Below are 24,519 nucleotides of genomic sequence, written 5' to 3' on the forward strand. Positions count from 1 at the left end.
GAAGAATGTTTTAATTTTTAGGAGGTTAATATGGCGAAATTTATGAAAACGATGGATGGGAATGAAGCAGCTGCTCACGTAGCTTATGCATTCTCTGACGTAGCATGTATTTTCCCTATCACCCCTTCTAGCCCAATGGCAGAACACGTTGATGCGTGGGCTAGTAACAATCGAAAAAATATTTTCGGTCAAGAGGTATTGGTTAAAGAAATGCAATCTGAAGCAGGGGCAGCAGGTGCTGTTCACGGGGCGCTACAAGCAGGTGCTTTGACAACTACTTATACTGCTTCTCAAGGTTTATTACTTATGCTTCCAAACATGTACAAAATTGCAGGTGAATTGTTACCAGGGGTATTCCATGTTGCAGCTCGTGCACTAGCTTCACATGCTTTAAGTATCTTTGGTGACCATCAGGATGTTATGGCTTGCCGTGCTTCTGGATTTGCTATGCTAGCTTCTGGATCTGTACAAGAAGTTATGGATATTGGTGGAGTAGCTCACTTGGCAGCAATTAAAGGTAGAGTACCTTTTGTTCATTTCTTTGATGGATTCCGTACATCTCATGAAATTCAAAAAATTGAATTAATGGATTACGATGCATTAGCAGAATTGGTAGACTATGATGCATTGGCAGCGTTCAGAAAACGTGCTTTGGGTCCAATTAATCCAGAAGTTCGTGGTACTGCACAAAACCCAGATATCTATTTCCAAGCTGTAGAAAGTTCAAACCACTACTATACAGATATCGTAGAAACAACAAAAGAATATATGGCTGAAATTTCTAAAGTAACTGGTAGAGAATATGATCTATTCAATTACTATGGAGATGAAAATGCAGAAAAAGTAATCGTTGCTATGGGTTCTGTAACAGAAGCCGCTCAAGAGGTAGTGGATTACTTAATGAATAAAGGCGAAAAAGTAGGTCTATTAAAAGTTCATTTGTATCGTCCATTCTCTAAAAAATATTTCTTAGAAAAAATGCCAAAGAGCGTGAAAAAAATTGCTGTTTTGGATAGAACAAAAGAAAAAGGTGCAGCAGCTGAACCATTGTTGTTAGATGTTCGCGATTTATACTACGCGGAAGAAAATCGTCCAATGATCGTTGGTGGACGTTATGGTTTAGGTAGCAAGGATACAACTCCTTCTCAAATTTTGGCTGTATACAGAAACTTAGACAAAGACCAACCAAAAGATGGATTCACCATCGGTATCGTAGATGATGTTACAAACTTATCATTAGATATTGAAGAAGTGATTCAAACAGAACCTGAAGGAACAATCGCTTGTAAATTCTGGGGATTCGGATCTGACGGTACAGTTGGTGCAAATAAGAGTGCGATTAAAATCATTGGTGACGGAACAGATATGTACGCACAAGGTTACTTCGACTATGACTCCAAAAAATCTGGTGGGGTAACAATGAGTCACTTGCGTTTTGGTGAAAAGAAAATTACTTCTACTTACTTAATCACAGAAGCAAATTTCATTTCTTGTTCAAAACAATCTTATGTTCATCAATATGACTTATTAAGAGGTATTATTGATGGTGGTACGTTCTTATTAAATACAACTTGGTCTGAAGAAGAATTAAATGAAAATTTACCAGCTTCTTTGAAGAAAACTATTGCAGAAAAAAATGTTAAATTCTACACAATCAATGCAACCAAAATTGCATCAGAAGTAGGATTGGGCGGAAGAACAAACATGGTAATGCAAGCGGCGTTCTTCAAACTTTCTAATGTTCTTCCATTAGAAACGGCTGTAGCAAAATTAAAAGAAAGCATTAAAAAAGATTACGGCGCAAAAGGCGACGAAATTGTTAAGATGAATGAAGAAGCTGTAGATCGCGGTATGGATGCATTGGTTGAAATCAATGTACCAGCAGATTGGGCACAATGTTCTGCAGATGAAGATTATTCTATCCCAGGTGCTCCAGAATTCATTAACAAAATTCTTGTTCCTGTAAATCGTCAAGAAGGTAATGACTTACCAGTAAGTACATTTGAAGGAATTGAAGACGGTACATTTATGAGTGGAACATCTCGTTACGAAAAACGTGGTATTGCCGTAAATGTTCCTGAATGGAAACCTGAAAATTGTATCCAATGTAATCAATGTTCTTTCGTATGTCCACATGCTGTTGTTCGTCCATTCTTATTAGACGAAGAGGAAGCAGCGAAGAAACCAGAAAGCTTCAAAACAATTGATGCAAAAGGTAAAGGCACAGAAGAATACGAATATCGTATCCAAATTTCTCCTTTAGACTGTACTGGATGTGGAAACTGTGCTCAAGTTTGTCCTGCAAAAGAAAAAGCATTGGTAATGGTTCCATTTGAAGATGAATTTGAAGAACAATCTGAAAACTGGAACTTTGCTATGGATGAAATCAAATCAAAACAAGATAAATTCGAAGCAGATTCTGTTAAGAATTCTCAATTCTTCATGCCTCATCTAGAATTCTCTGGCGCATGCGCAGGTTGTGGAGAAACACCATATATTAAATTAATCACTCAATTATTTGGAGATCGTATGATGGTTGCAAATGCAACAGGTTGTACTTCTATTTGGGGTGGTTCTGCACCATCTATGCCATATTGTGCAAATGACTGTGGAGAAGGTCCATCTTGGGCAAATTCATTGTTTGAAGACAATGCTGAATATGGTTATGGTATGAAAGTATCTGTAGATCAAATTCGTGCTCAATTGAAGATGTTAATGGATCAATTCATCGAAACAGGCGCTGATGATGAAATCGCAGCTGCATTCAAAAAATGGTTAGAAAATCCAAATGATTACAAAACTTCTAAAGCAGCCGCTGCTGAAATTTTACCATTGTTAGAAAAAACAACTGGAAATGAAGAGGCAGATAAATTGCTTAAGAGAATTGATATGAATAAGAGATTACTTGTTAAACCAAGCAACTGGATCTTTGGTGGTGACGGTTGGGCTTACGATATCGGATTCGGTGGCGTAGACCATGTATTGGCAAGTGGTGAAAATATCAATATATTCGTAGTAGATACAGAAGTTTACTCAAATACAGGTGGTCAATCTTCTAAAGCAACTCCAACAGCCGCTGTAGCACAATTTGCTGCAAACGGTAAAGAAGTTCGTAAGAAAGATCTTGGCTTAATGATGACAAGCTATGGTTATGTTTATGTAGCACAAATTGCCATTGGTGCAGATAAGAACCATGCATTAAAAGCAATTCGTGAAGCAGAAGCATATGATGGACCATCATTAATCATTGCATACGCTCCATGTATTAACCATGGTATTCGCCAAGGTATGGGCGTATCTATCGCACAAGAAAAGAAAGCTGTTGAATCAGGATACTGGCACTTATATCGCTTCAACCCTGAGTTGGAAGCAGAAGGAAAGAATCCATTCAGCTTAGATTCTAAAGAACCATCTAAACCATATCGTGAATTCTTAGAAGGCGAAGTTCGTTACACTTCTTTGAAGAAGTTGTATCCAGAACGTGCAGAAGCTTTGTATGAAAAAGCAGAAGCCGATGCAAAACATCGCTATGAAAGCTACAAACGTATGGCGAACAGAGGAGATGCAAATTAAAATTTGTAAATCTTTTAAGAATAGGACATGGAATTCCATGTCCTATTCTTTTTTTTATTGTGAAATGGATTTCCTTGTTATATAATGAAGTCTAAGGGGGAATGATTATGAACTTTTATTCAATGAAAGCCAAAGACATTCGAGGGGAAGATTTTTCTTTTGATGCATTAAAAGACAAGGTGGTTTTAATTGTAAATACAGCCAGTCAATGTGGTTTTACACACCAGTATGAGGGACTCCAAAGATTGTACGAGTATTATGGCGAGGATGGGTTTGTAGTATTAGGATTTCCCTGTAATCAATTTGGAAACCAAGAACCAGGTGAAAACAAAGAAATTTTATCTTTTGTAGAGACACATTTTGGCATTAATTTTCCTATGTTTTCAAAGATTTTTGTTAACGGAGAAGAAACCCATGCACTGTATAAATACCTAAAATCTTTTGACAATCAAGAGGTTCTATGGAACTTTGAAAAATATCTTTTGGACCGAGAAGGGAATGTAGTAGAACACTATTTGTCAGATGTGGAACCAAGAGATTTAATGGAAGATATAAATGATTTGATTTGATTTTTTATTTTACCTAGAATTTACATTTAATATACGATTAATTAATTCTTCTTCAGTATACTTGATTCATCAAGAAAAATAATGAGGAGGAATTTTTTTATGAATTTCAGAAAATTACGAATGATGGCAGCAATTGGTGCTTTGGCTCTTACCACTGTAGCGTGTACTTCGGCAAATGAAGGAAATGCACCAGCGAATGGAAATGGCGGGGAAGAAGCAACAAATAACACAGTAGCAACTACAGAAGCAGCTGGTTCATTAGAAGAGTTAAAAGATATTGTTGTAGTGAGTCGTGAGGATGGATCTGGAACGAGAGATGCCTTTACAGAAATCGTTGGATTAGTAGAAAAAGATGCTAGCGGAAACGAAATGGATACAACAACAGAAGAAGCAACCGTTCAAAACTCTACAAATGGTGTTATGACAACAGTAGCTGGAAATGAATCTTCTATCGGATACATTTCTCTAGGATCTCTAAATGATACAGTAAAAGCTCTAAAAGTAGATGGTGTAGAAGCAAATCCTGAAGACATCATCAACGGATCTTACAAAGTATCTCGTCCATTCTTATTGGTAAGCAAAGAGTTACCAGCTGGTAGCATTGAAGAAGATTTCTTAAAATTTGCTGCTTCTCCACAAGGACAAGCGATTGTTGAAGAAGAAGGATATGTAAAAGCGGCAGAAGGAGAAGAATATACAGCGTCTGGATTATCTGGAAACATTACGGTAGCTGGTTCTACTTCTGTAACTCCAGTTATGGAAAAATTAGCAGAAGCTTACAAAGGATTAAATCCTGATGCAACCATTGAAATTCAATCCAATGGTAGTTCTGCTGGTATCACAGCTGCTATGGAAGGAACTGCACAAATCGGTATGTCTTCTCGTGAATTGAAAGAAGAAGAAAAAGGTAGTTTACAAGAATTCATATTGGCGAAAGATGGTATCGCTGTTATCGTAAACAATGCAAATCCATTGGAAGATATTGGAATGGAACAAATCAAGAGCGTTTTCAACGGAGAAATGCTTGAGTGGGCAGAATTGGCAAACTAATAGAAAAAAATGGAACCCGAAAGGGTTCCATTTTTTTCTTTACATAGATTTTACAAAAGGACTAAATAACTTTTATATTCCCTTGTTATATTTTACATATCAAGGAGGCGTGTATGAAAAATAAAGGAATTGAAAAATTAGGAGAAATTATATTTTTTCTTTGTTCACTACTATCTATCGTATCGATTGTCGTAATTTGTTATTTCATTTTTAAGAATGGGATTCCTTTTATAATGAAATATGGAATCAGTGATTTCGTATTGGGAACAAAATGGAAACCAACGGCTAGTCCTGGGACATTTGGAATATTACCAATGATCTTAGGCTCTATTTATGTAACGTTTGGCTCTATGGTGATAGGAATTCCTATTGGAATTTTTACAGCGGTGTTTATGGTGTATTACTGTCCCAGAAAGCTTTATAAATTCTTAAAACCAGCTCTTAACTTAATGGCAGGGATTCCTTCCATAGTATTTGGATTTTTTGCCCTTATGGTTATGGTTCCTATAGTAAGGGAGATATGGGGCGGAACAGGAATGAACATCATTACAGGATCTATTTTATTGGGGATCATGGTACTTCCTACAATAATTGGGCTTTCAGAAAGTTCCATTCGTTCTGTACCAAAATCTTACTACCAAGGGTCTATTGCTTTGGGTGCAACTCATGAGCGCTCTATATTCAAAGTGGTTCTTCCAGCAGCAAAATCTGGAATTATTGCGTCTATTATTCTAGCCATTGGGCGTTCTATTGGGGAAACAATGGCGGTAATTTTGGTTATTGGAAATCAAGCGAGAATGCCCCACGGTATAACTAGAGGAGTAAGAACCTTAACAGGAAATATCGTAATGGAAATGGCCTATGCTGCCAATGAACACAGAGAAGCTTTGATTGCAACAGGAGTGGTTCTTTTTGTGTTTATTCTAACGATAAATATATTGTTTAATGTTGCAAAACGGAGGATGAAATAATGAAATCAAAGATATTAAATGCATTTGTTTATCTTTCGGCTGGAATCACTTTTGGGATGCTTCTTTTGTTAATTGTTTATATTACAATGAAAGGTGTTCCGAATCTTACAAAAGATCTGTTTTCCATGACTTATACAACAGAAAACGTGTCTATGGTTCCGTCGATTATAACTACATTAATTGTAGTGATTTGTTCTCTTTTGATTGCAACTCCTTTAGGGGTATTTACAGGATTTTATTTGATTGAATACGCAAAAAAAGATAGTAAGATTGTGGAAATTATCCGCCTAGCTTCAGAGACTTTGTCTGGGATTCCATCGATTCTGTATGGATTGTTTGGGATGTTATTTTTTGTTACTACATTAAAACTTGGATTTTCGATTTACTCAGGAGTATTTACCCTATCGATTATGATTCTGCCTTTGATTATACGCTCAACAGAAGAGGCTTTATTGGCGGTTAATGACAGTTTAAGAATGGGAAGTTACGCCTTAGGAGCAGGAAAATTGCGTACTATTTTTAAGGTGGTTTTACCAGTAGCGTTACCAGGTATTTTGTCTGGAATTATTTTAGCGATCGGAAGATGCGTAGGAGAAACAGCGGCTCTTGTTTATACTCTAGGTACAGCAACGCAAATGCCTGAAAGTTTGGCTTCTTCAAGTCGAACTCTTTCCCTTCATATGTATGTTTTGTCTTCAGAAGGGCTACATGTAAATCAGTCTTTTGCAACGGCTTTTGTGCTTATTTTAATTACACTATTTATAAATGGATTGTCTAATTTTATTGGGAATCGATTGGTTGGAGGAAAAAATAATGAATAAAATGGAAATAAAAAAGGTGGATTTATTTTATGGGGATTTTCATGCTCTAAAAAATATTTCTATGGATATACAAGAAAAGGAGATTACGGCTTTTATTGGGCCTAGTGGATGCGGGAAATCAACGATGCTTAAAAGCTTAAATCGTATGAACGATTTGATACCGAACTGCAAAATTACAGGAGATATTTTATTGGATGGAAAAGATATTTATGATCCAAAATACGATATAAATACATTAAGAAAAAGAGTAGGAATGGTATTTCAAAATCCAAATCCTTTTCCAATTAGCATTTACGATAATGTAGCCTATGGTCCTAGAACGCATGGAATAAAAAATAAAGCACAGTTGGACGAGATTGTAGAAAAAAGTTTGCGCGGAGCTGCGATTTGGGACGAGGTAAAAGATAAATTAAAACAAAATGCAACAGAAGTTTCTGGGGGCCAACAACAAAGAATCTGTATCGCTCGTGCATTGGCTGTGGAGCCAGAAGTTTTATTAATGGACGAACCGACTTCTGCTTTGGATCCAATTTCTACTTTGAAAATAGAAGAACTTGTTCAGGATTTGAAAAATGAGTATACTATAATTATAGTAACGCACAATATGCAACAAGCGACACGAGTTTCAGATAAAACAGGATTTTTCTTAAATGGAGAAGTCATTGAGTTTGGAGAAACAGATAAAATTTTCTCTGTGCCTCAAGATAAAAGAACAGAAGATTATATTACTGGTAGATTTGGGTAAGGAAAGTTGAGGATGAAAATATGCGTAAAGTATATGAAGGAGAGTTGCAAGAATTAAATAGTCGTTTAATTGAAATGGCAAGTATGGTTGAAAAATCAGTAGCGGATTCTTTGAAAGCTTTGTCTACAAGAAATATGGAGTTGGCAGAAGAAATTATCATAAAGGATCAAAAGATTAATGAGATGGAACGTAAAATCGAAAGTATGTGCTTGAATTTGCTTTTACGCCAACAACCGGTAGCAGGCGATTTACGATTTATTTCAGCGGCCTTAAAAATCATTACAGATTTAGAGCGTATCGGAGATCATGCTCAAGATATTTCTGAAATATCCTTGTCTATGCCAAAAGATCCATTGACTTCTGAGTTGCATTTGGTTATGCAGATGTTCGAAGAATCTTCTCAAATGATTAAAATGGCTATTGATTCCTATATTACAAAAGATGAAGACTTGGCCAACATTTGTATTGCCAGGGATGAAAAAGTAGATGAATTGCTATTACAAGTCCGTAGAAAGGTGATTCGATTGTTGCAAGATCATTCAGAACATGCAGAAGAACTCATTGATTTGTTGCAAATTGCAAAATATTTAGAACGAGTGGGAGACCATGCGGAAAATATTGCAGAGTGGGTAATTTATTCGTTGACAGGAAACCATAAATACTACGAAGAAAAAAATATATTTGGAGAATAATATGATTTATTGTGTCGAAGACGAGCAAAATATTCGTGAGTTAATTTTATATGCCTTGGAAAATCAAGATTTTCAAGTAAAAGGTTTTGAATCTTCTGAAAATTTATATTCTGCCATGGAGAAAGAAAAACCAGAATTATTGCTTTTGGACATAATGCTTCCAGAAGAAGATGGATTAACAATCTTAAAAAAAATACGTCATGATCCAAGATATAGAGACTTGCCTGTTATTATGCTGACGGCAAAATCTTCAGAATTGGATCGAATCGTAGGATTGGACTTAGGAGCAGATGATTATATTGTAAAACCTTTTAGTGTTTTGGAATTGATAGCAAGAGTGAAGTCTTTGTTGCGCCGAGCCAATCGAAATGGTGTACAAGAAAGCACTCTCTGTTTAGATGATGTCTGCATTGATGTAAATCAAAGAATGGTAACAGTAGAAGAGGAACCAATTAATTTAACCTATAAAGAATTTGAATTGTTGCTGTATCTTTTTAGAAATATTAACATTGTACTTCCTAGAGAAAAGATTATGTCAACAATTTGGGGATACGATTTTGAAGGAGAAAGTCGAACAGTAGATGTTCACATTGCTTCTATTCGTCAAAAATTAGGTTCGCATTCTCATTTGATTGAAACGGTTCGTAATGTCGGATATAAAGTAGGAAATAAAAAATGATGAACGAAAGAAAGTACCTTATTCTATTTTCGATTCTTGTATCGTGTATATTAAGTTTTTCCTTTCTCGTACCTGTATCTCTTTGGAGCTATAACGAAGAGATACAGGAACAGGAAGTACAGTTACAAAAATTTTTAGATGACTTATCCGGGGCCTCTACAATGGATGAGCTTTTTTCATATGTAGAAAAGGGAAAAGGAATGGTAAATTATGATTTTCTTATGGTACTGGATAAAGAAAATCAGTTAAAATACTTTACACAAATTCCCAAAGAGGCAAAAGAAGTGGCGAAATTTTTAGAAAATCAAGAATTTGGAGAAACAACAGCCAAATTCCGACTCCCTAGTACTTTTGAAGCCGATTATATTATGGGAAAAAATTCGGGAGAAAATCGCATATTTTTAGGGTATATCGTACCTTCTATTTTTTTATTGTTGATTCATCGTCTCCCTATGTTTTTTTTCACAAGTGGATTGGGAACTCTTATTTTGTATTATGCCTTAAACTATGGAATGAACAAGAAAGAGGAAGGTATTCTACAAATTATTCAAAGTTTTCCTAAATATATTAGAGATGAAGAAGCCAAAATCAAAACAATTCCAGGAATAGAAAACTTTGAAGAATCCATTAAAGAAGAATCGTTTTGGATTCGTGAACGTCTAGACGTATTGGAATCCCGCTTAAATGGATTGAGCCGGATGATTGAACAAATGAACGAAGGCGTTCTTTTTGTAAATGAGAATTATGGAATTGAGCTCCATAATACATCTGCAATAAAGTTACTAGGCGGATCTGTATATAGCAACTATAAGGGAAAGCCGATTCAACTTTTATCTAGAGAGAGTTCCTTATTACAAGCGTTAAATCAACAATTTTTGGATAAAGAGGAAAAGATGATTCGAATTGCCTTAGGAGAAAAATATATCAGGATTCATATGAATCCTGTGTATTCTCTCGAAAAGAAATTATTGGGAATTGTTATATTGATTATGGATGAAACAGCCAATGCATTGGCGGAACAAGAACGTCGTGAATTCACATCGAATATAACCCACGAATTAAAAACTCCTTTGACATCCATTCGTGGTTATACAGAGCTACTTTTAGCTGGTGGAATGAACGAAGAAAATCAGAAAAAATTCTTAGAAATCATTTTTAAGGAATCGGAAAAACTTTTTGATTTAATTGATTCCATTATTGGAATTTCTAGAATTAATGAGAAAAATAAAAGGGAAGAATATAGAACCATTTCCATTAATGAAGTGATTGATTCTATTTTAGAATCCCAAAGTGGAAATATCGAAAGACGACAAATTAGAGTAGAAAAAAATGCTTCTCTAGATACCAATATTTACACCCACCCAGGTTTAATTCGGGAATTGCTTGAAAATTTAATTGATAATGGGATTATCTATAATAAAGATAAGGGAGTCTTAAAAATAAATATTCAAAAGATGCCTGAAGAATTAAAAATCGAAATAGAAGATTCAGGAATAGGAATTGAGTATGACAAACAAAATCGTGTATTTGAGAGATTTTATATGGTAGACTCTTCTCGTTCACAAAATAAAAACTCGACAGGTTTAGGATTGTCGATTGTAAAACATAATGTACAAATACTAAACGGGAAAATTGAAATGGTAAGTGAAAAGGGTGTGGGGACAAAATTCATTTTAACTTTTCCACACAAAAATGCATACATTACACAATGATTTCACAATCAATTGATACTATAAGTAAAATATGAGGTGATGTGCATGAAAATATTAGTTGTAGATGATGAAGCGAGAATTCGCGAGGTAATACGTACCTATGCTGAATTTGAAGGAAATGAAGTGGTAGAAGCTCCAGACGGAATTCGTGCCGTTGAAATCTGTAAAGAAGAAGATTTTGATGTAATAGTTATGGATATAATGATGCCTCGTTTGGATGGATTCAGCGCGTACAAAGAGATTCGAAAAGATAAAAACATTCCTGTTTTAATGCTAAGTGCTCGTTCAGAAGAATACGATAAATTATTTGGGTTTGAAATAGGAATTGATGATTATGTAGTAAAGCCATTTTCTCCTAAGGAATTAATGGCTCGTTTGAATGTAATTGTAAAGAGAAGAAGCCATGTTAATGAAAATCGTCAATTAAAATACGACGGGTTATCGATTGATTTAGATGGTAGAGAAGTTTATGTGAATGATAAGCCAGTGGATATGACACCAAAAGAATTTGATCTCTTGGTATTTTTGGCTGAAAATGAGAGTATTGCTCTAAGCCGTGATAAATTGTTAAACAAAGTGTGGGGATATGATTTCTATGGGGATGACCGAACTGTGGATACCCATATTAAGATGTTGCGTAATAGTTTAGGTGAATATAGAAATTATATTGTTACCGTGCGAGGCGTAGGGTACAAATTTGTAGCAGAAAGCGATAATTAAGAATGATTAGAAAAAGAGTTGTGTTGGATGAAAAAAGCATACGTGTCAAATTTTGGCTATACTTTTCCGGTATGGCTCTTTTCATTCTGCTTCTTTTATGGTTGCTTCAAATCGTATTTATTAATTCTTTCTATCAATCTATGAAGATTCGGGAAACCAAAAATATAGGGGAAACCATTACCAAAGAATTTGGGAATGAAAATTTTGAAGACTCCATATTGACTTATAGCTTTGAGAAAAGCGTAGGGATTCAAATCTATAACGATTCAGGATCTCTTATTTTTCCCCTCAATCCATTGGATTATTTTTACCAACCAATCATCCAAATCAAAGATTTTAATAAATACTTTCAACCATTAATCGAACAAAATCTTCAAGATATAACATATGTTGAGCCTTTTAAGGAATCTGAAAGTTCATCTATTTTATATGTTTCTTATTTAGGGGAACAAGCAGGAGAAAAGTATTTCCTTGCGGTATCAGCCAATGTTGATCCGGTGGAATCTACCGTGGAAATATTAAAAAATCAACTGATAATTGTATCTGCCATTTCCATTATTTTGGCCTTTATTCTGTCTTATTTCTTATCTTCTCGATTGGCGGCTCCCTTAACCAATATGGCAAAAACAGCGCGTCAGCTCGGCCGTGGGAATTATGATGTAAAGTTTCAAACGGGAGATTACACGGAAATTACGGACTTGGCCAATACATTAAATTATGCAACAGGCGAATTAACCAAAACCATAGAAGTACGGAAGGATTTGATTGCCAATGTTAGCCATGATTTGAAAACGCCACTAACGGTAATTAAATCTTACGGGGAAATGATTCGAGATATTTCTGGAGATAATAAAGAACTACGAAATCAGCATATTCAGACCATTTTGGAAGAATCTGATTATCTAACCTCTTTTGTAAACGATTTGTTGGATTTGTCAAAAATTGAGTCAGAACTAGAAGATTTGCATTTGGAAGAATTTAGCTTGGAAGAACTAACCAAAGAAGTCATGCATCGTTTTGATTATTTGAGAAAAGAACAAGGATATGAATTTCCAATCTTTGTCCAAGGGAAGAATGATATTGTTGCGGATAAAAACAAAATTCGTCAAGTCATTTATAATTTTATTAGCAATGGGGTAAATTATTCCAAAGACAAGAAAAGAATCGAAGTTCACATTGAAGAGAAAGAAAACTGGATAGAATATTCGGTAAAAGATTTTGGAATTGGAATTGCAGAAGATAAAGTAAAACAAATTTGGGATCGATACTATCGAGTTCGTGACAATTATGAACGTCAAGTGGTAGGAACGGGATTGGGTTTGTATATTTGTCAAAATATTTTAACTCTACACAAATTTGATTTCGGTGTAGAATCTAAAATTAATGAAGGAAGCCGTTTCTATTTTAGGATTCCAAAATAAAAAAAGGTGTGTTAAATAACACACCTTTTTTATTTTGACTATTCTTTTAGCAATACAACCAACTGTCCACTTTCAACACTATCTCCCTCTTTTACATAAATTCGATCAACCGTTCCGTTGGCAGAGGAGAGGATGTTTGTTTCCATTTTCATAGCTTCTACAACCAATAGAGGTTGAGATTTTTTTATTTTATCCCCTTCAGAAACGAGTGTTTTAATAATAGTACCAGGAATAGAGCTTCCTACTTCTAGAGGATTTTCAGGATCTGCCATTTCAACAGATTGAATTTTATTGGCAGTACCCAAAGGTTTGGTTTTATCTTCAATGGCAATGGTTCTTCGGGATCCATTGATTTCGAAAATAAGATTACGCTCTCCATTGTCTTGAAGTTTTCCTACTTCAACGAGAGTGACAATCATAGTCTTTCCTTCATCAATTTCAATTTCCGTTGTTTCCCCTTCCATTAAGCCGTGGAAGAAAACATCTGAACCCATACGCCACAAATTCTTATATTTCTTAATGTTTTTGGCGTATTCTTCGAATACTTTAGGATAAAGAGCATAACTTACAAGCTCTTGATCATTTGGTTCACGATCCAATATTTTTTCTAAAAGATCTTTGTGTCCTTCGAAATCTTCGTCTTCTAACAAGATACCTGGGCGAACCGTAATAGGCTCATCTCCCTTTAACACAAGATTTTGTAACTCTTTAGGGAATCCACCATAAGGTTGTCCCATCATTCCTTTGAAATAAGTTACAACAGAATCAGGATAATCTAAAGTTTTTCCTTTTTCATAAATATTTTCAGGAGTTAGTCCATTTTGCACCATAAAGATAGACATATCTCCGACCATTTTTGAAGAAGGGGTTACTTTAATAATATCTCCCACCATCTCATTAACGGATTTATACATTTCTTTTACTTCTTTGAATTTATGACCCAATCCAAAACTTTCAACTTGAGGTTTTAAGTTGGAATATTGTCCACCAGGAATTTCATATTTGTAAATTTCGGTAGTTCCACTCTTAAGGTCAGATTCGAAATTGGCATAAACAGGGCGAACCGCAGACCAATAATTAGAAATTTCATCTGCTTTGTCGATATTAATGCCCGTAGAGCGTTCGGTGTTTTCAAGAGCCGCCACAATCGAATTTAGAGCGGGCTGAGAAGTTAAACCACTCATAGAATTCACGGCAGTATCTACAATGTCAACACCAGCTTCTGCTGCCATCAAAAGGGTAGCGACTCCGTTTCCTGTTGTATCGTGGGTATGCAAATGAATGGGGAGAGAGACCTCATTTTTTAGAGCACGAACGAGTTTGTCAGCAGCATAAGGTTTCAATAGCCCTGTCATATCTTTGATTCCCAAGATATGAGCTCCTGTTTTTTCTAATTCTTTGGCAAGATTTACATAATATTCTAGTGAGTATTTATCGCGGTTTGTATCCAAAATATCTCCTGTATAGCACATAGTTGCTTCGGCAATTTTTCCATTTTGGATAACCTCATCAATGGCAAGACGCATTCCCTCAATCCAGTTTAAGGAATCGAAGATTCGGAAAATATCAACGCCAGATTTAGAAGATTCTTTAATAAATTTCTTTACAACATTATCAGGATAATTTTTGTATCCAACAGTGTTGTTGCCACGAATCAACATTTGCATCAAAAGATTTGGCATTTGTTCTCGCAACATTTCTAGACGTTGCCAAGGGTCTTCGTGTAAGAATCGATAGGCAACATCAAATGTTGCACCGCCCCACATTTCCACACTGAAAAGTTCGCTCATATTATAGTTTGTAGCACTAGCAATTTTATACAAATCGCGAGTACGAACTTTTGTTGCCATTAGAGATTGATGGGCATCACGCATAGTGGTATCCGTAAGCAATAGACGTTTTTGATCCAAAATCCATTGGGAAAGTTTTTCTGGGCCAAAAGCATCGAAAATTTGCTTCGTTCCCTTAAAATCTCGTACATCTGCGGCCGGAACAATTGGAACGTCAAATGTCTTTTCTAAGGTGTTTTGATCGTTGACTACAATATTTCCAATGTAGTCCATTACACGTAACTCTTCGTCGGTTTTCGCTTTAATATTGAAAAGTTCAGGATGACTTTCAATAAATCCAGTATCACAAGAACCGTTTCGGAATTCCTCAGAGTTCAATACGTTTAATAGGAAACCAATATTTGTTTTAACGCCACCAATACGCAATTCGCGAAGGGAACGAATGGATTTGTTTACAGTATCTTTCCAAGTACGACCATGGGTAATTACTTTTACCAAGAGAGAATCGTAATAAGGGGAGATAGAAGCGCCTTGGAATCCATTTCCACCATCCAAACGAACTCCGAATCCAGAACTAGACCGGTACAAAGTAATGTGACCAGTATCAGGAGCGAAATTATTTAGAGGATCTTCTGTTGTAACACGGCACTGAATAGAAAAACCTTGAGATTGAACATCTTCTTGTGAAGAGATGCCAATATCTTCATGGCTTAATGGATACCCTTGAGCAATAAGAATTTGAGCTTGAATAATATCAATCCCTGTAACCATTTCAGAAACCGTATGCTCAACTTGAATTCTAGGATTTACCTCTATAAAGTAGTGGTTTAGATCACTATCAACCAAAAATTCTACAGTACCAGCGGATTTATAATTTAGGCTCTTTGTAATTTTTAATGCATCTGCACAAATCTTTTCTCTCACTTCTACAGGAAGAGAGAAGGCAGGGGTATATTCGATTACTTTTTGATGTCTACGTTGAATAGAACAGTCCCTTTCGTAAAGATGTACCAAGTTTCCATGTAAATCTCCCAAAACTTGTACTTCAATGTGTTTAGGGCTTCTTAAGTACTTTTCAATGAACATAGAATCATTTCCAAAAGCTTTCTTTGCCTCATTTTTTGCACTATGGAAATTATTCAATAATTCATCTTCATTGTTTACTACACGCATACCACGGCCACCACCGCCAGCAGCGGCTTTAATCATAACAGGATATCCTGCTTCTTTTGCAAAGGCAATGGCTTCACTGTCTGTTTCAATGGGCTCTTCTACTCCTGGAATTGTTGCAACACCAGCTGCTTTCGCTACGATTTTAGAAGAAATTTTGTCTCCCAATTTGCGCATAGTATCTGGAGAGGGGCCAATAAATGTAATGCCAGCCTCTTCACATTTTTGAGCGAAATCAGGATTTTCAGACAAAAATCCGTAACCAGGATGAATGGCATCAACCCCCTTGTTTAAGGCAAGTTGAATAATTTCATCTATGTCTAAGTAAGCATCAACAGGTGATTTGTCTTTTCCAATTAGATAGGATTCATCGGCTTTGGTACGAAATAGAGACAAGGAATCTTCCTGAGAATAAATAGCAACAGACCGAATTCCTAACTCACGACAAGCACGAAATACGCGAATGGCAATTTCGCCTCGGTTGGCTACCAAAACACGTTTGAATTTACGTAATTTCATAACATCCTCCTTATTTTTTATATCCTTTTATTATATACCAAATAGAATTAAATATATAGATATTTTCTCTTAATCTATTTGTAAAGAAAATAATAGAATTTCTATCATTCAAGAAAAGTTATGATAAAATAGAACCGAAATAAGATTGTTCGGAGGATAATATAATGAATTTAGAAAAATATATTCAATCTATTGAAGGTTTAGATAAACAATCCATGGAAGAAGCTTTAGATCATTGGGATCACTTAACTCATCCAATTGGCTCTCTGGGAGAATTAGAAACACTAACCATTCGTTTGGCTGGGATTCAAAAGAAAAAAATTCCAAATATTGAAAAAAAAGCGGTTATTGTAATGTGTGCTGACAATGGAATTTTCCACGAAGATATTAGTTCAAGTCCACAAGAATTTACGCAAATGTTAGCCAATGCTATGGTGCAAGGAGATACTGGGGTGTGTTCATTGGCTGGCTACACCAACGCAGAAGTGGTAGTTGTAGATATTGGTATGTTGCATACGGGGCCTTTTGATAAAAGAGTTTTGGATTACAATGTACGACAATCTACAGAAAATTTCTACGTTCAAGATGCTATGAGTCGAGAAGATGCCATTCAAGGAATCTTAAATGGTATTGCAGTGGCAGAGAAGAAAATAGCAGAAGGTGTGAAAATATTCGGAACGGGAGAGTTAGGGATTGCAAATACTACTACATCTGCAGCTGTTCTTCATGCCATAACCAAATTTCCTGCGGAAGAGTGTGTAGGATATGGGGCGGGAATCAACGACGTTCAATATCAAAAAAAGGTAAAAGTAGTAAAGGAAGGGGTCGCCAATCGCATAAAAGAAGAGGATGATGTAATTTCTATTTTGGCGAAAGTAGGCGGTCTTGATATAGCAGGATTAGTAGGTGTTTTCTTGGCAGGAGCTAAAAATCGCGTGCCTGTAGTAATGGATGGAATTATTTCTTCAGTTGCAGCAATGGTTGCAGTGGAATTAAATCCGTTGGTAAAAGATTTTATTTACGCTTCTCATTTGAGTAAAGAATTGGCGGCTCCCAAAGTATTTGAATATATGAAAATCCGACCTTTGGTTTCTTTGGATATGCGTCTAGGAGAAGGAAGTGGCTGTCCATTTACTTTCATGATTTTAGAAAGCGGAATTCACTGTATGGAGAATATGGGACAAATTGCGAAGACAAACATTGATCCATATGTACAAGTAAATTTAAGAAAGTAAGGTGTTTGAGTGATAACATTAGTAACGGGGGGAGCGAGAAGTGGAAAAAGCTCCTTTGCAGAATCTTTATTAAAGGATGAAAGTTCCGTATTGTATATGGCTACAGCAAGGGTAGAAGACAAGGAAATGGAAGACCGTGTAGCAAAACATCAAGAACGACGCCCTTCTACTTGGGGTCTTTTTGAAGGAGATAGAAATCTTTCTGAAGAAATCCAAGAAAATTATTCTGGCTATTTGTTGGATTGTTTAACGGTATTATCTTCCAATCATATGTTTGATATAACGGAAGATAGAGAAACTTTTCCTCCTGAAATTATGAAAGAGGTAGAAGATTCTATTTTTGGGGAAGTGGAAGCCCTAATAAAAAAAGCGAATGAAAAAGAAAAAAATTTGGTAATTGTAACCAATGAAATTGGAGATGCACCTGTACCTATGTACGCCGTTACAAGAGCTTTTCGAGACATTCAAGGCAGAGTAAACCAAAGAGTGGCACGTCTTGCGGATTTGGTTTATTTGGTTGTTTGTGGGATACCGGTGAAGATAAAATGAAGGAACTAATTTTAGCTTTGCAATTTCTTACGCGTTTTCCCATTCCAATTGCGGTTCCCTTCAACAATCAAACTTTGGCAAAAAGTTTGTTTTTCTTTCCAATTGTTAGCGGAATGATTGGATTCATCGTAGGAATCGTTTACCAAATTTTATTTCCATACAATCCAATGGTTTCTTCTGCCATATCCTTGTTGGTGTGGTATTTATTAAATGGAGGATTGCATTTGGATGGATTAGCAGATATGTTTGATGGGTTTTTATCCAATCGAGATAAAGAAAGAACGCTAGAAATTATGAAAGACTCTCGTGTTGGAACGTTTGGCGTTATGAGCTTAATCTTTATTTTTTTAATAAAATATACCTTTTTAAGTGCAACATCCATTGGATGTATAGAGATGGCACTGACACTTATCTATGCTCGAATAGGAGTCCTCTTTTTAATTGGATTTTTTTCTCCAGCGAAAAAAGATGGCTTAGGAATTATGTTTCAAGAAAATGGGAAACCTCCCTTTCTCTTTTCCATTTTTCTGTGGGGGATTTTAGGAGTTTTTTATGAACCAAAAATGCTTTTTTTATTGATTCTGTCTTTGGCCTGCTCCTTTTTATTGGGAGTCTGGTCCAATAAAAAAATAGGGGGAGTGACAGGAGATATATTTGGTGCCGTTATGGAAATCAACGAAGCTGTGGTGCTGTTTGCTTTTTGGGGGATTCAATTATGGATTTAATTTTTATTCGTCATGGAGAAACCGACGCCAATAAAAAGAAAATTTATAGTACGCCTTTGGAACCATTAAATGAAGAAGGAAAATCTACCTTGTCTGAAACAGCAAAGCGTATAAAAAAATATGAATTTTCCCACATTGAGACAAGTCCTTATATTCGTGCTATGGAAACGGCCAATATAATCAACGAATCCAAGGGAAAAAAAATTATTTCCAATGATTTATTAAAAGAATTGTCCTTAGGAGATTTAGAAGGACATAGTTTCGAAGAATATTATTCTAAACATCCAGAAAAATTAGAAAAATGGATGGAAGACCCCCTTCACTTTGCTCCTCCGAAAGGAGAAAGCATCTTAGAGGGAATGGAAAGAGCAAGAAAAGTCCTCCATTCTTTTTCTGATGAAAATGTCTTATTTGTTAGTCACGAAGGCTTTATTAAACTTTGTCTTTGTGTTGTTTTAGAGGACCCAAATGCATTTTTTAGATTTCGAATTAAAAATGGCTCTATTACCATTATTCATAAAGAAGAAGGGTATTTCAGCATTGATGGGATCAATAATTAATGACAATTTGGTTACAAAATGAAGAATATCTGTTCATTTATCTATCATTCTGATATATTAACAGTCGGAGGAGATGCAATGAACAAAATTTTTAGAAATCTATTCTTTGTAGCAGCCTTTTTTGTTGCGATATTGAATTTAGGAAATGTAAGTTATGCACAAAATATATCCAGCCCGATTTATCCATCTGTACAATTAAATCGTGGAGATTCGGGAAGTTATGACAGTGCAAATCTATCATGGAGCAATCCAGATGTAGTAAAAGAAAAAGTGTTAAATGGCGAAGCTGTGCAATTTGAAATTGATTTTCGAGTAAATAGCGATCCTTGGCATAGTGCTGAAAATAAAACGACAGTATCAGGAACTATATCTCCTGAAACCGTAGATCAAGAGTCTGTGGAAATTCAAGATGGAATGATTCCTGAGATTGGAAAATTTGATATTTTTTCTAATAGCTATAGTTTTCGCATTCGTTATATTTTAGCTGACGGTAGTAAGAGTAATTTTTCTTTTCCAATATCCATTGGAAACCGTCCCGTTTATAACAATGCAAGCCAATGGAGTGAAGAAGAACTTCAAAACGCAAGCCGTAATGGGTTTATCTCCAATGGGATTCGAAATGATATGAAGGCGAATATGACTCGAAAAGAATTTACCGAAGTCGCCGTTCGCGTGTACGAAAAAACCATGAATATTCATTTGGCACCAGGAATCAGCCCATACAGAGACACAGAAGATGCATCTGTATTAAAGGCAACCAAACTTGGTATTGTACAAGGGGTTGGAGGAAGATTCTTTGATCCTGATGCAAATGTAACTCGTCAAGAAATTGCTACGATTTTAACTCGATTGTTGAAAGTAATGGGAAAATCTATGAATGAACCAGATTTGGCTAATCTTTTTAACGATCACAATAAAATTAGTGAATGGGCCATTTCTCCTATTTATCAATTGCAAGGTTTTGGATTGGTTGAAGGAGATGAAAAACATAATTTTGACCCATTAAATAACACAACTCGAGAACAAGGAGTTGTGTTAGGACAAAGAGTTTATGAATTATTTCAAAAATAAAAAAAACAGCCCGAAGGGCTGTTTTTTTTATTCCACTGTAACAGATTTTGCTAAGTTTCTTGGTTTATCTACATCATTTCCTAAAATGACGCTTGTTTCGTAAGCCAAAATTTGTTGAGGAAGAACTGCTAACAATGGCATATACATATCGTGAGTCTTTGGTATCAAAATAACTTCATCAGCCACAGATCGCAAAGCAGAGTTCTCTTCTGATGCGATGGCAATTGTATAAGCGCCACGAGCTTTAATTTCCTTAATATTAGAAATGGATTTTTCAAAGAGTTCCATCTGAGACAATAAAGTTACCACAGGAACGCCCTCTTCAATAAGAGCAATACTACCATGTTTTAGCTCTCCACTTGGCATAGCCACAGCATTAATATAAGAAATTTCCTTCAATTTTAGAGCGCCTTCTTTTGCGCTTAAATAGTCCAATCCACGTCCAAGGAAGAACATAGATTTTTTATTTGCAATAGTTTTGGCGATTTCGCGAATAGAATCGCGAGAATCAAACATTTTTTCTACTTTTTCTGGTAAACTTTCAAATTCTTTTACAATATCAGTTACAAATTCTTTATCGTAAGTTCCCAATTTATATCCAAAGTCCAAAGCCAAAAGATATAGGCTTAAAAGTTGCGTTGAATAAGCCTTAGTAGAGGCCACAGAAATTTCAGGACCTGCGTCACAATAAATGACTTTATCGGATTCGCGGTCAATACTAGAACCAACTACATTGGTGATAGCCAAAACTTTTGCTCCACGGTCTTTCGCTTCTCGTAGAACGGTTAATGTATCTAAAGTTTCACCTGATTGACTGACAATAATTAACAAAGAATTTTCGGTTAAGAAAGGCATATTATACTTAAATTCAGAAGCAATCTCCGCGGTAACTTCTTTACCAATAGCATCTTCAATCGCTCGTTTTCCAATTTCGGAAGCGTGGAAAGCTGTACCACAAGCAGACATGTAAATTTTATCAAAACCTAAGATTTCTTCTTTTGTAAAGCTTGTTTCTCCCAAGTCAACGAAATCATTTTTAACTTTTCGCAACAAGCAATCTTTCAAGACTTTTGGTTGCTCATAGATTTCTTTAATCATAAAATGGTCAAATCCATCTTTAGAAGCACTTTCCATAGACCATTCGATATGATGTATTTCTTTTTCGACTTCTTCTCCAAATTTACGAATAGAATAAGAACCATCGTTTTGAATGGTTGCTACTTCATCATTTTCAATATAGATAACATCTCTAGTGTAGTTTAGCAAAGCTGGAACATCTGAAGCAGCAAAAACTCCGTCTTCAGCAATCCCTAAAATCAAAGGATTTTCTCGACGAGCGGCCACAAGAGTGCCAGGATCTCTGGATGAAATAATAGCAAGAGCGAAAGTTCCTCTTAAAAGAGAAATTACTTTTTCAACGGTACTAGACAAATTTCCGTCGTAGTGTTTATCCAATAAATTGGCAATAACTTCTGTATCTGTTTCTGTCTTAAATGTATATCCATCAGCGATTAATTCTTCTTTTAGCGTTGAGAAATTTTCGATAATACCATTATGAACCAACGCAATATCCTCTTTTGTGTTCAAATGAGGATGAGAGTTTATTTCATTGGGTACCCCATGAGTGGCCCAACGAGTATGTCCAATTCCACAATTTCCATCTACAGGATTTTGTTCCAATTTATCCTTTAAGTTTTGCAGTCTTCCTGCTGATTTAACATATTTTAATGCACCATTATCAACAACTGCAATTCCTGCGCTATCGTATCCACGGTATTCTAATTTTTCCAAACCATGAATAATACGCTCCTGAGCATTGCTCTTTCCATTATAAGCTACAATTCCACACATATTTTCAATAACCTCCTAAAAATAGTGTGAGAGTCACTGCAATTCTTTTGTGCTCCAATTACTTGAAGTTTTGTAAATTGCTAAGGCTGTGATACCTATGAAGCATCCGCCGAAAAATCGATCGCTTCATTCCTCGTCAACCACAGGGGTTCAGGCGCTTACTTTTTTTTTCTCTCACAAGATAATATTTTAATTATACCATAATATCTTAAATTAAAACAAGAAGGGTAGATATAGAGGGAGGAGGAGAGTTTGTCATGGAAAAAATGAAAAAAGAAATTTTAATAAACGAAGATGATTTTCCTTTGTATAGTTTAATGGAGGAACTTTTAAAAGTCTCAAAAGAACATTTTGATCAACTAGAGAAAATCGAACTTCCGGAAGAATCCATATGGATGATTTATAGGTGGAAGACAAATATAAACGAGTCCATAAAAAAAGGGAAAAAGTACCTGGTAGAAACAGAAATTTTAGCAATAAGTAAATTGTATTGTATCCGAAAATTTAAGATTTATTTTGAGAATAAATGGATTGGAGACATTCTAAGCTATTGGGTACTAGCCAATAAATCCACTCGACGCTTAATGCGTTTTCCAAAGGAATATTGGACAGAAGAGACGGGAAAATTGCCAGAAGAATTAAAAGAACAAAAATCTCCTCCAATAAAGAGAAAAGAGAAAAAAGATTTTTGTACAGAAGAAAAGGATTTAGATGAAAATAAACATGTAAATAATTTATCTTATATAAGATTTTTATTTCGCCATATTGAACAGGAAAAAGATGCAGATTTTCAAAATTTAGAAATTAAATACAAGAAAGAAATCCTTCATCCAACGGATTTATCCCTTTATTGTTCCCGAAGAGAAAATGAAATTTCTTTTGAAATTACTAGCAATTTAGGAGATCTTATCCACGCAGAGGGAAGTTTATATTATGAAGATGCCTTGACGTAAGTTAATATTCTTGATATTATGAATTCAGCTTTATGAAGGAAAAAATTTAGGAGCAGCTTGTAGCACAGGTTATCTCTAAGGTTTTTTATTTTCTAAAGAAATACATTTTGGAGGTAACAAAAATGAACGGTAAGGTTAAATGGTTTAATGCAGAAAAAGGATTTGGATTCATCACAACAGAAGAAGGAAATGATGTATTTGCACATTTCTCTCAAATTCAAGTAGATGGATACAAGACTTTAGAAGAAGGTCAAGAAGTATCTTTTGAAGTTGTTGATGGTGAAAAAGGACAACAAGCTGCGAACATCACAATTCTTTAATGAAACAAAAAAATCTCTTGCTAGCAAGAGATTTTTTTATAGGAGGAAATTATGACAAAAGAAAATACTATGGAAAATGAAGTAAAAATTGTAGCTCAAGTAGGGGATACAAAAATTGCAGAGACAGATGTTTTGAACTATATCCGTAATATGGATCCTCAATTTGCTCAACAATTTCATTCTGAAGAAGGTATCAAACAAATTATTGATGAATTGATTCGTCAAGAGTTATTGTACAAAGATGCCATTGAAAATAAAATGGATGAAGAAGAAGAATTTTTGAAAGTTCTAGAAGATACACGTAGTTCTCTAATTAAGTCTTATGCTTTTTCAAAAGCAATTGAAGGCGTAAATATTGACGAAAAAGAAGTAATGGAATACTTTGAGTCAGTAAAGGAACAATACAAACAACCAGCAGGAGTTCATGCTGCTCATATTTTGGTTGACGAGGAAGAAAAAGCAAAAGAAATCATTGAAAAAATCAATAAGGGAGAAGAGTTTGAAACTTTAGCAAAAGAATTTTCTTCTTGTCCATCTAAGGACAACGGAGGAGATTTAGGGGTTTTCTATCCAGGACAAATGGTGCCAGAATTTGATCAAAAAGCATTTGCTATGGAAGAAGGAGAAATTTCTGAACCAGTAAAAACACAATTTGGATATCACATTATTAAAGTGATAGAAAAAACGGAAGAAAAAGAAGCCAATTTTGATGAAGTACGCGAAAATATTCGAATGGAATTGATGCGTCAAAAACAACAAGCAGCGTATCTAGAAAAAGTAAATCGCTTGAAGGAAAAATATCCAGTTCAAGTATTCTAAGACA

Annotated in this window: 21 protein-coding genes; 19 read left to right on the forward strand and 2 right to left on the reverse strand. The window is 35.3% G+C overall.

Annotated elements, in window-relative coordinates:
- The first annotated feature begins 30 nt into the window (after positions 1 to 30).
- The 11 genes from nifJ to LQU94_RS02285 all read left to right on the forward strand — a co-directional run bounded on the left by nifJ (position 31) and on the right by LQU94_RS02285 (position 12,953).
- Positions 31 to 3,573: a pyruvate:ferredoxin (flavodoxin) oxidoreductase gene (nifJ, locus tag LQU94_RS02235; RefSeq protein ID WP_230634842.1), complete on the forward strand. Its 3,543-nt coding sequence runs from the start codon at positions 31 to 33 to the stop codon at positions 3,571 to 3,573.
- 107 nt (positions 3,574 to 3,680) lie between these two features.
- The gene (locus tag LQU94_RS02240; RefSeq protein WP_230634844.1) at positions 3,681 to 4,142 is read left to right on the forward strand and encodes a glutathione peroxidase; all 462 of its coding nucleotides are present in this window, start codon (positions 3,681 to 3,683) and stop codon (positions 4,140 to 4,142) included.
- 99 nt (positions 4,143 to 4,241) lie between these two features.
- Complete coding sequence (locus LQU94_RS02245; RefSeq protein ID WP_230634846.1) at positions 4,242 to 5,192, forward strand: substrate-binding domain-containing protein; 951 nt, start codon at positions 4,242 to 4,244, stop codon at positions 5,190 to 5,192.
- A gap of 113 nt (positions 5,193 to 5,305) precedes the next feature.
- On the forward strand, positions 5,306 to 6,163 hold the full coding sequence (gene pstC / locus LQU94_RS02250; RefSeq protein WP_230634848.1) for a phosphate ABC transporter permease subunit PstC: 858 nt from the start codon (positions 5,306 to 5,308) through the stop codon (positions 6,161 to 6,163).
- Positions 6,163 to 6,984 (forward strand): phosphate ABC transporter permease PstA, encoded by an 822-nt coding sequence (gene pstA / locus LQU94_RS02255; RefSeq protein ID WP_230634850.1) that lies wholly within the window; start codon positions 6,163 to 6,165, stop codon positions 6,982 to 6,984. Before pstC ends, pstA begins: the two co-directional genes overlap by 1 nt.
- A complete protein-coding gene (gene pstB / locus LQU94_RS02260; protein WP_230634852.1) occupies positions 6,977 to 7,729 on the forward strand; it encodes a phosphate ABC transporter ATP-binding protein PstB in 753 nt (250 codons plus the stop codon). The genes pstA and pstB overlap by 8 nt, the downstream gene beginning before the upstream one ends.
- A gap of 20 nt (positions 7,730 to 7,749) precedes the next feature.
- Positions 7,750 to 8,421: a phosphate signaling complex protein PhoU gene (gene phoU, locus LQU94_RS02265; protein WP_230634853.1), complete on the forward strand. Its 672-nt coding sequence runs from the start codon at positions 7,750 to 7,752 to the stop codon at positions 8,419 to 8,421.
- Between the two features lies 1 nt (position 8,422).
- Positions 8,423 to 9,100 carry a response regulator transcription factor gene (locus tag LQU94_RS02270; protein ID WP_230634855.1) on the forward strand — a complete coding sequence of 226 codons (678 nt, stop codon included), beginning with the start codon at positions 8,423 to 8,425 and terminating at the stop codon, positions 9,098 to 9,100.
- Entirely contained in the window at positions 9,097 to 10,812 is a 1,716-nt protein-coding gene (locus tag LQU94_RS02275; protein WP_230634857.1) for a cell wall metabolism sensor histidine kinase WalK, read from the forward strand. The genes LQU94_RS02270 and LQU94_RS02275 overlap by 4 nt, the downstream gene beginning before the upstream one ends.
- A gap of 45 nt (positions 10,813 to 10,857) precedes the next feature.
- Complete coding sequence (locus tag LQU94_RS02280) at positions 10,858 to 11,532, forward strand: response regulator transcription factor (RefSeq protein ID WP_230634859.1); 675 nt, start codon at positions 10,858 to 10,860, stop codon at positions 11,530 to 11,532.
- Positions 11,533 to 11,534: 2 nt separating this feature from the next.
- Entirely contained in the window at positions 11,535 to 12,953 is a 1,419-nt protein-coding gene (locus tag LQU94_RS02285; RefSeq protein WP_230634861.1) for a cell wall metabolism sensor histidine kinase WalK, read from the forward strand.
- Between the two features lie 38 nt (positions 12,954 to 12,991).
- On the opposite strand, the gene LQU94_RS02290 is transcribed toward LQU94_RS02285, so the two are convergent.
- Complete coding sequence (locus LQU94_RS02290) at positions 12,992 to 16,432, reverse strand: pyruvate carboxylase (RefSeq protein WP_230634863.1); 3,441 nt, start codon at positions 16,430 to 16,432, stop codon at positions 12,992 to 12,994.
- Between the two features lie 164 nt (positions 16,433 to 16,596).
- Between LQU94_RS02290 and cobT the strand changes: the two genes are divergently transcribed.
- The 5 genes from cobT (at position 16,597) to LQU94_RS02315 (ending at position 20,572) form a co-directional block, all read left to right on the forward strand.
- Positions 16,597 to 17,667 (forward strand): nicotinate-nucleotide--dimethylbenzimidazole phosphoribosyltransferase, encoded by a 1,071-nt coding sequence (cobT, locus tag LQU94_RS02295; protein ID WP_230634865.1) that lies wholly within the window; start codon positions 16,597 to 16,599, stop codon positions 17,665 to 17,667.
- A gap of 9 nt (positions 17,668 to 17,676) precedes the next feature.
- On the forward strand, positions 17,677 to 18,216 hold the full coding sequence (gene cobU / locus LQU94_RS02300; RefSeq protein WP_230634868.1) for a bifunctional adenosylcobinamide kinase/adenosylcobinamide-phosphate guanylyltransferase: 540 nt from the start codon (positions 17,677 to 17,679) through the stop codon (positions 18,214 to 18,216).
- Positions 18,213 to 18,941, forward strand: a complete 729-nt coding sequence (gene cobS / locus LQU94_RS02305) for an adenosylcobinamide-GDP ribazoletransferase (protein WP_230634870.1) — start codon at positions 18,213 to 18,215, stop codon at positions 18,939 to 18,941. Before cobU ends, cobS begins: the two co-directional genes overlap by 4 nt.
- On the forward strand, positions 18,932 to 19,501 hold the full coding sequence (locus LQU94_RS02310; RefSeq protein WP_230634871.1) for a histidine phosphatase family protein: 570 nt from the start codon (positions 18,932 to 18,934) through the stop codon (positions 19,499 to 19,501). Before cobS ends, LQU94_RS02310 begins: the two co-directional genes overlap by 10 nt.
- A 78-nt stretch (positions 19,502 to 19,579) precedes the next feature.
- Entirely contained in the window at positions 19,580 to 20,572 is a 993-nt protein-coding gene (locus LQU94_RS02315; RefSeq protein ID WP_230634873.1) for an S-layer homology domain-containing protein, read from the forward strand.
- A 27-nt stretch (positions 20,573 to 20,599) separates the two neighbouring features.
- Here the strand turns inward: LQU94_RS02315 and glmS are convergent, their stop codons facing one another.
- Complete coding sequence (gene glmS / locus LQU94_RS02320) at positions 20,600 to 22,423, reverse strand: glutamine--fructose-6-phosphate transaminase (isomerizing) (protein WP_230634875.1); 1,824 nt, start codon at positions 22,421 to 22,423, stop codon at positions 20,600 to 20,602.
- Between the two features lie 257 nt (positions 22,424 to 22,680).
- On the opposite strand from glmS, the gene LQU94_RS02325 reads away from it, so the two are divergent.
- The 3 genes from LQU94_RS02325 (at position 22,681) to LQU94_RS02335 (ending at position 24,515) form a co-directional block, all read left to right on the forward strand.
- Positions 22,681 to 23,376, forward strand: coding sequence for an acyl-ACP thioesterase domain-containing protein (locus tag LQU94_RS02325; protein ID WP_230634878.1), 696 nt, complete (start codon positions 22,681 to 22,683; stop codon positions 23,374 to 23,376).
- Positions 23,377 to 23,498: 122 nt separating this feature from the next.
- Positions 23,499 to 23,696 (forward strand): cold-shock protein, encoded by a 198-nt coding sequence (locus LQU94_RS02330; protein ID WP_230634880.1) that lies wholly within the window; start codon positions 23,499 to 23,501, stop codon positions 23,694 to 23,696.
- Between the two features lie 51 nt (positions 23,697 to 23,747).
- Complete coding sequence (locus LQU94_RS02335) at positions 23,748 to 24,515, forward strand: peptidylprolyl isomerase (RefSeq protein WP_230634882.1); 768 nt, start codon at positions 23,748 to 23,750, stop codon at positions 24,513 to 24,515.
- The last annotated feature ends 4 nt before the right edge of the window (positions 24,516 to 24,519 follow it).

The sequence above is a fragment of the Peptoniphilus sp. KCTC 25270 genome, from assembly GCF_021012875.1.
Classification (GTDB): Bacteria; Bacillota; Clostridia; order Tissierellales; family Peptoniphilaceae; genus JAJMZJ01.

Bases quoted from the DNA above. Each gene is read 5' to 3' on its own strand.
- LQU94_RS02310 (WP_230634871.1), top strand. From the start codon at position 18,932: ATGGATTTAATTTTTATTCGTCATGGAGAAACCGACGCCAATAAAAAG.
- pstA (WP_230634850.1), top strand. From the start codon at position 6,163: ATGAAATCAAAGATATTAAATGCATTTGTTTATCTTTCGGCTGGAATC.
- LQU94_RS02315 (WP_230634873.1), top strand. From the start codon at position 19,580: ATGAACAAAATTTTTAGAAATCTATTCTTTGTAGCAGCCTTTTTTGTT.
- LQU94_RS02280 (WP_230634859.1), top strand. From the start codon at position 10,858: ATGAAAATATTAGTTGTAGATGATGAAGCGAGAATTCGCGAGGTAATA.
- cobT (WP_230634865.1), top strand. From the start codon at position 16,597: ATGAATTTAGAAAAATATATTCAATCTATTGAAGGTTTAGATAAACAA.
- cobS (WP_230634870.1), top strand. From the start codon at position 18,213: ATGAAGGAACTAATTTTAGCTTTGCAATTTCTTACGCGTTTTCCCATT.
- LQU94_RS02290 (WP_230634863.1), bottom strand. From the start codon at position 16,432: ATGAAATTACGTAAATTCAAACGTGTTTTGGTAGCCAACCGAGGCGAA.
- LQU94_RS02240 (WP_230634844.1), top strand. From the start codon at position 3,681: ATGAACTTTTATTCAATGAAAGCCAAAGACATTCGAGGGGAAGATTTT.
- LQU94_RS02275 (WP_230634857.1), top strand. From the start codon at position 9,097: ATGATGAACGAAAGAAAGTACCTTATTCTATTTTCGATTCTTGTATCG.
- LQU94_RS02270 (WP_230634855.1), top strand. From the start codon at position 8,423: ATGATTTATTGTGTCGAAGACGAGCAAAATATTCGTGAGTTAATTTTA.
- nifJ (WP_230634842.1), top strand. From the start codon at position 31: ATGGCGAAATTTATGAAAACGATGGATGGGAATGAAGCAGCTGCTCAC.
- LQU94_RS02245 (WP_230634846.1), top strand. From the start codon at position 4,242: ATGAATTTCAGAAAATTACGAATGATGGCAGCAATTGGTGCTTTGGCT.
- LQU94_RS02325 (WP_230634878.1), top strand. From the start codon at position 22,681: ATGGAAAAAATGAAAAAAGAAATTTTAATAAACGAAGATGATTTTCCT.
- pstC (WP_230634848.1), top strand. From the start codon at position 5,306: ATGAAAAATAAAGGAATTGAAAAATTAGGAGAAATTATATTTTTTCTT.
- pstB (WP_230634852.1), top strand. From the start codon at position 6,977: ATGAATAAAATGGAAATAAAAAAGGTGGATTTATTTTATGGGGATTTT.
- LQU94_RS02330 (WP_230634880.1), top strand. From the start codon at position 23,499: ATGAACGGTAAGGTTAAATGGTTTAATGCAGAAAAAGGATTTGGATTC.
- glmS (WP_230634875.1), bottom strand. From the start codon at position 22,423: ATGTGTGGAATTGTAGCTTATAATGGAAAGAGCAATGCTCAGGAGCGT.
- LQU94_RS02285 (WP_230634861.1), top strand. From the start codon at position 11,535: ATGATTAGAAAAAGAGTTGTGTTGGATGAAAAAAGCATACGTGTCAAA.
- phoU (WP_230634853.1), top strand. From the start codon at position 7,750: ATGCGTAAAGTATATGAAGGAGAGTTGCAAGAATTAAATAGTCGTTTA.
- LQU94_RS02335 (WP_230634882.1), top strand. From the start codon at position 23,748: ATGACAAAAGAAAATACTATGGAAAATGAAGTAAAAATTGTAGCTCAA.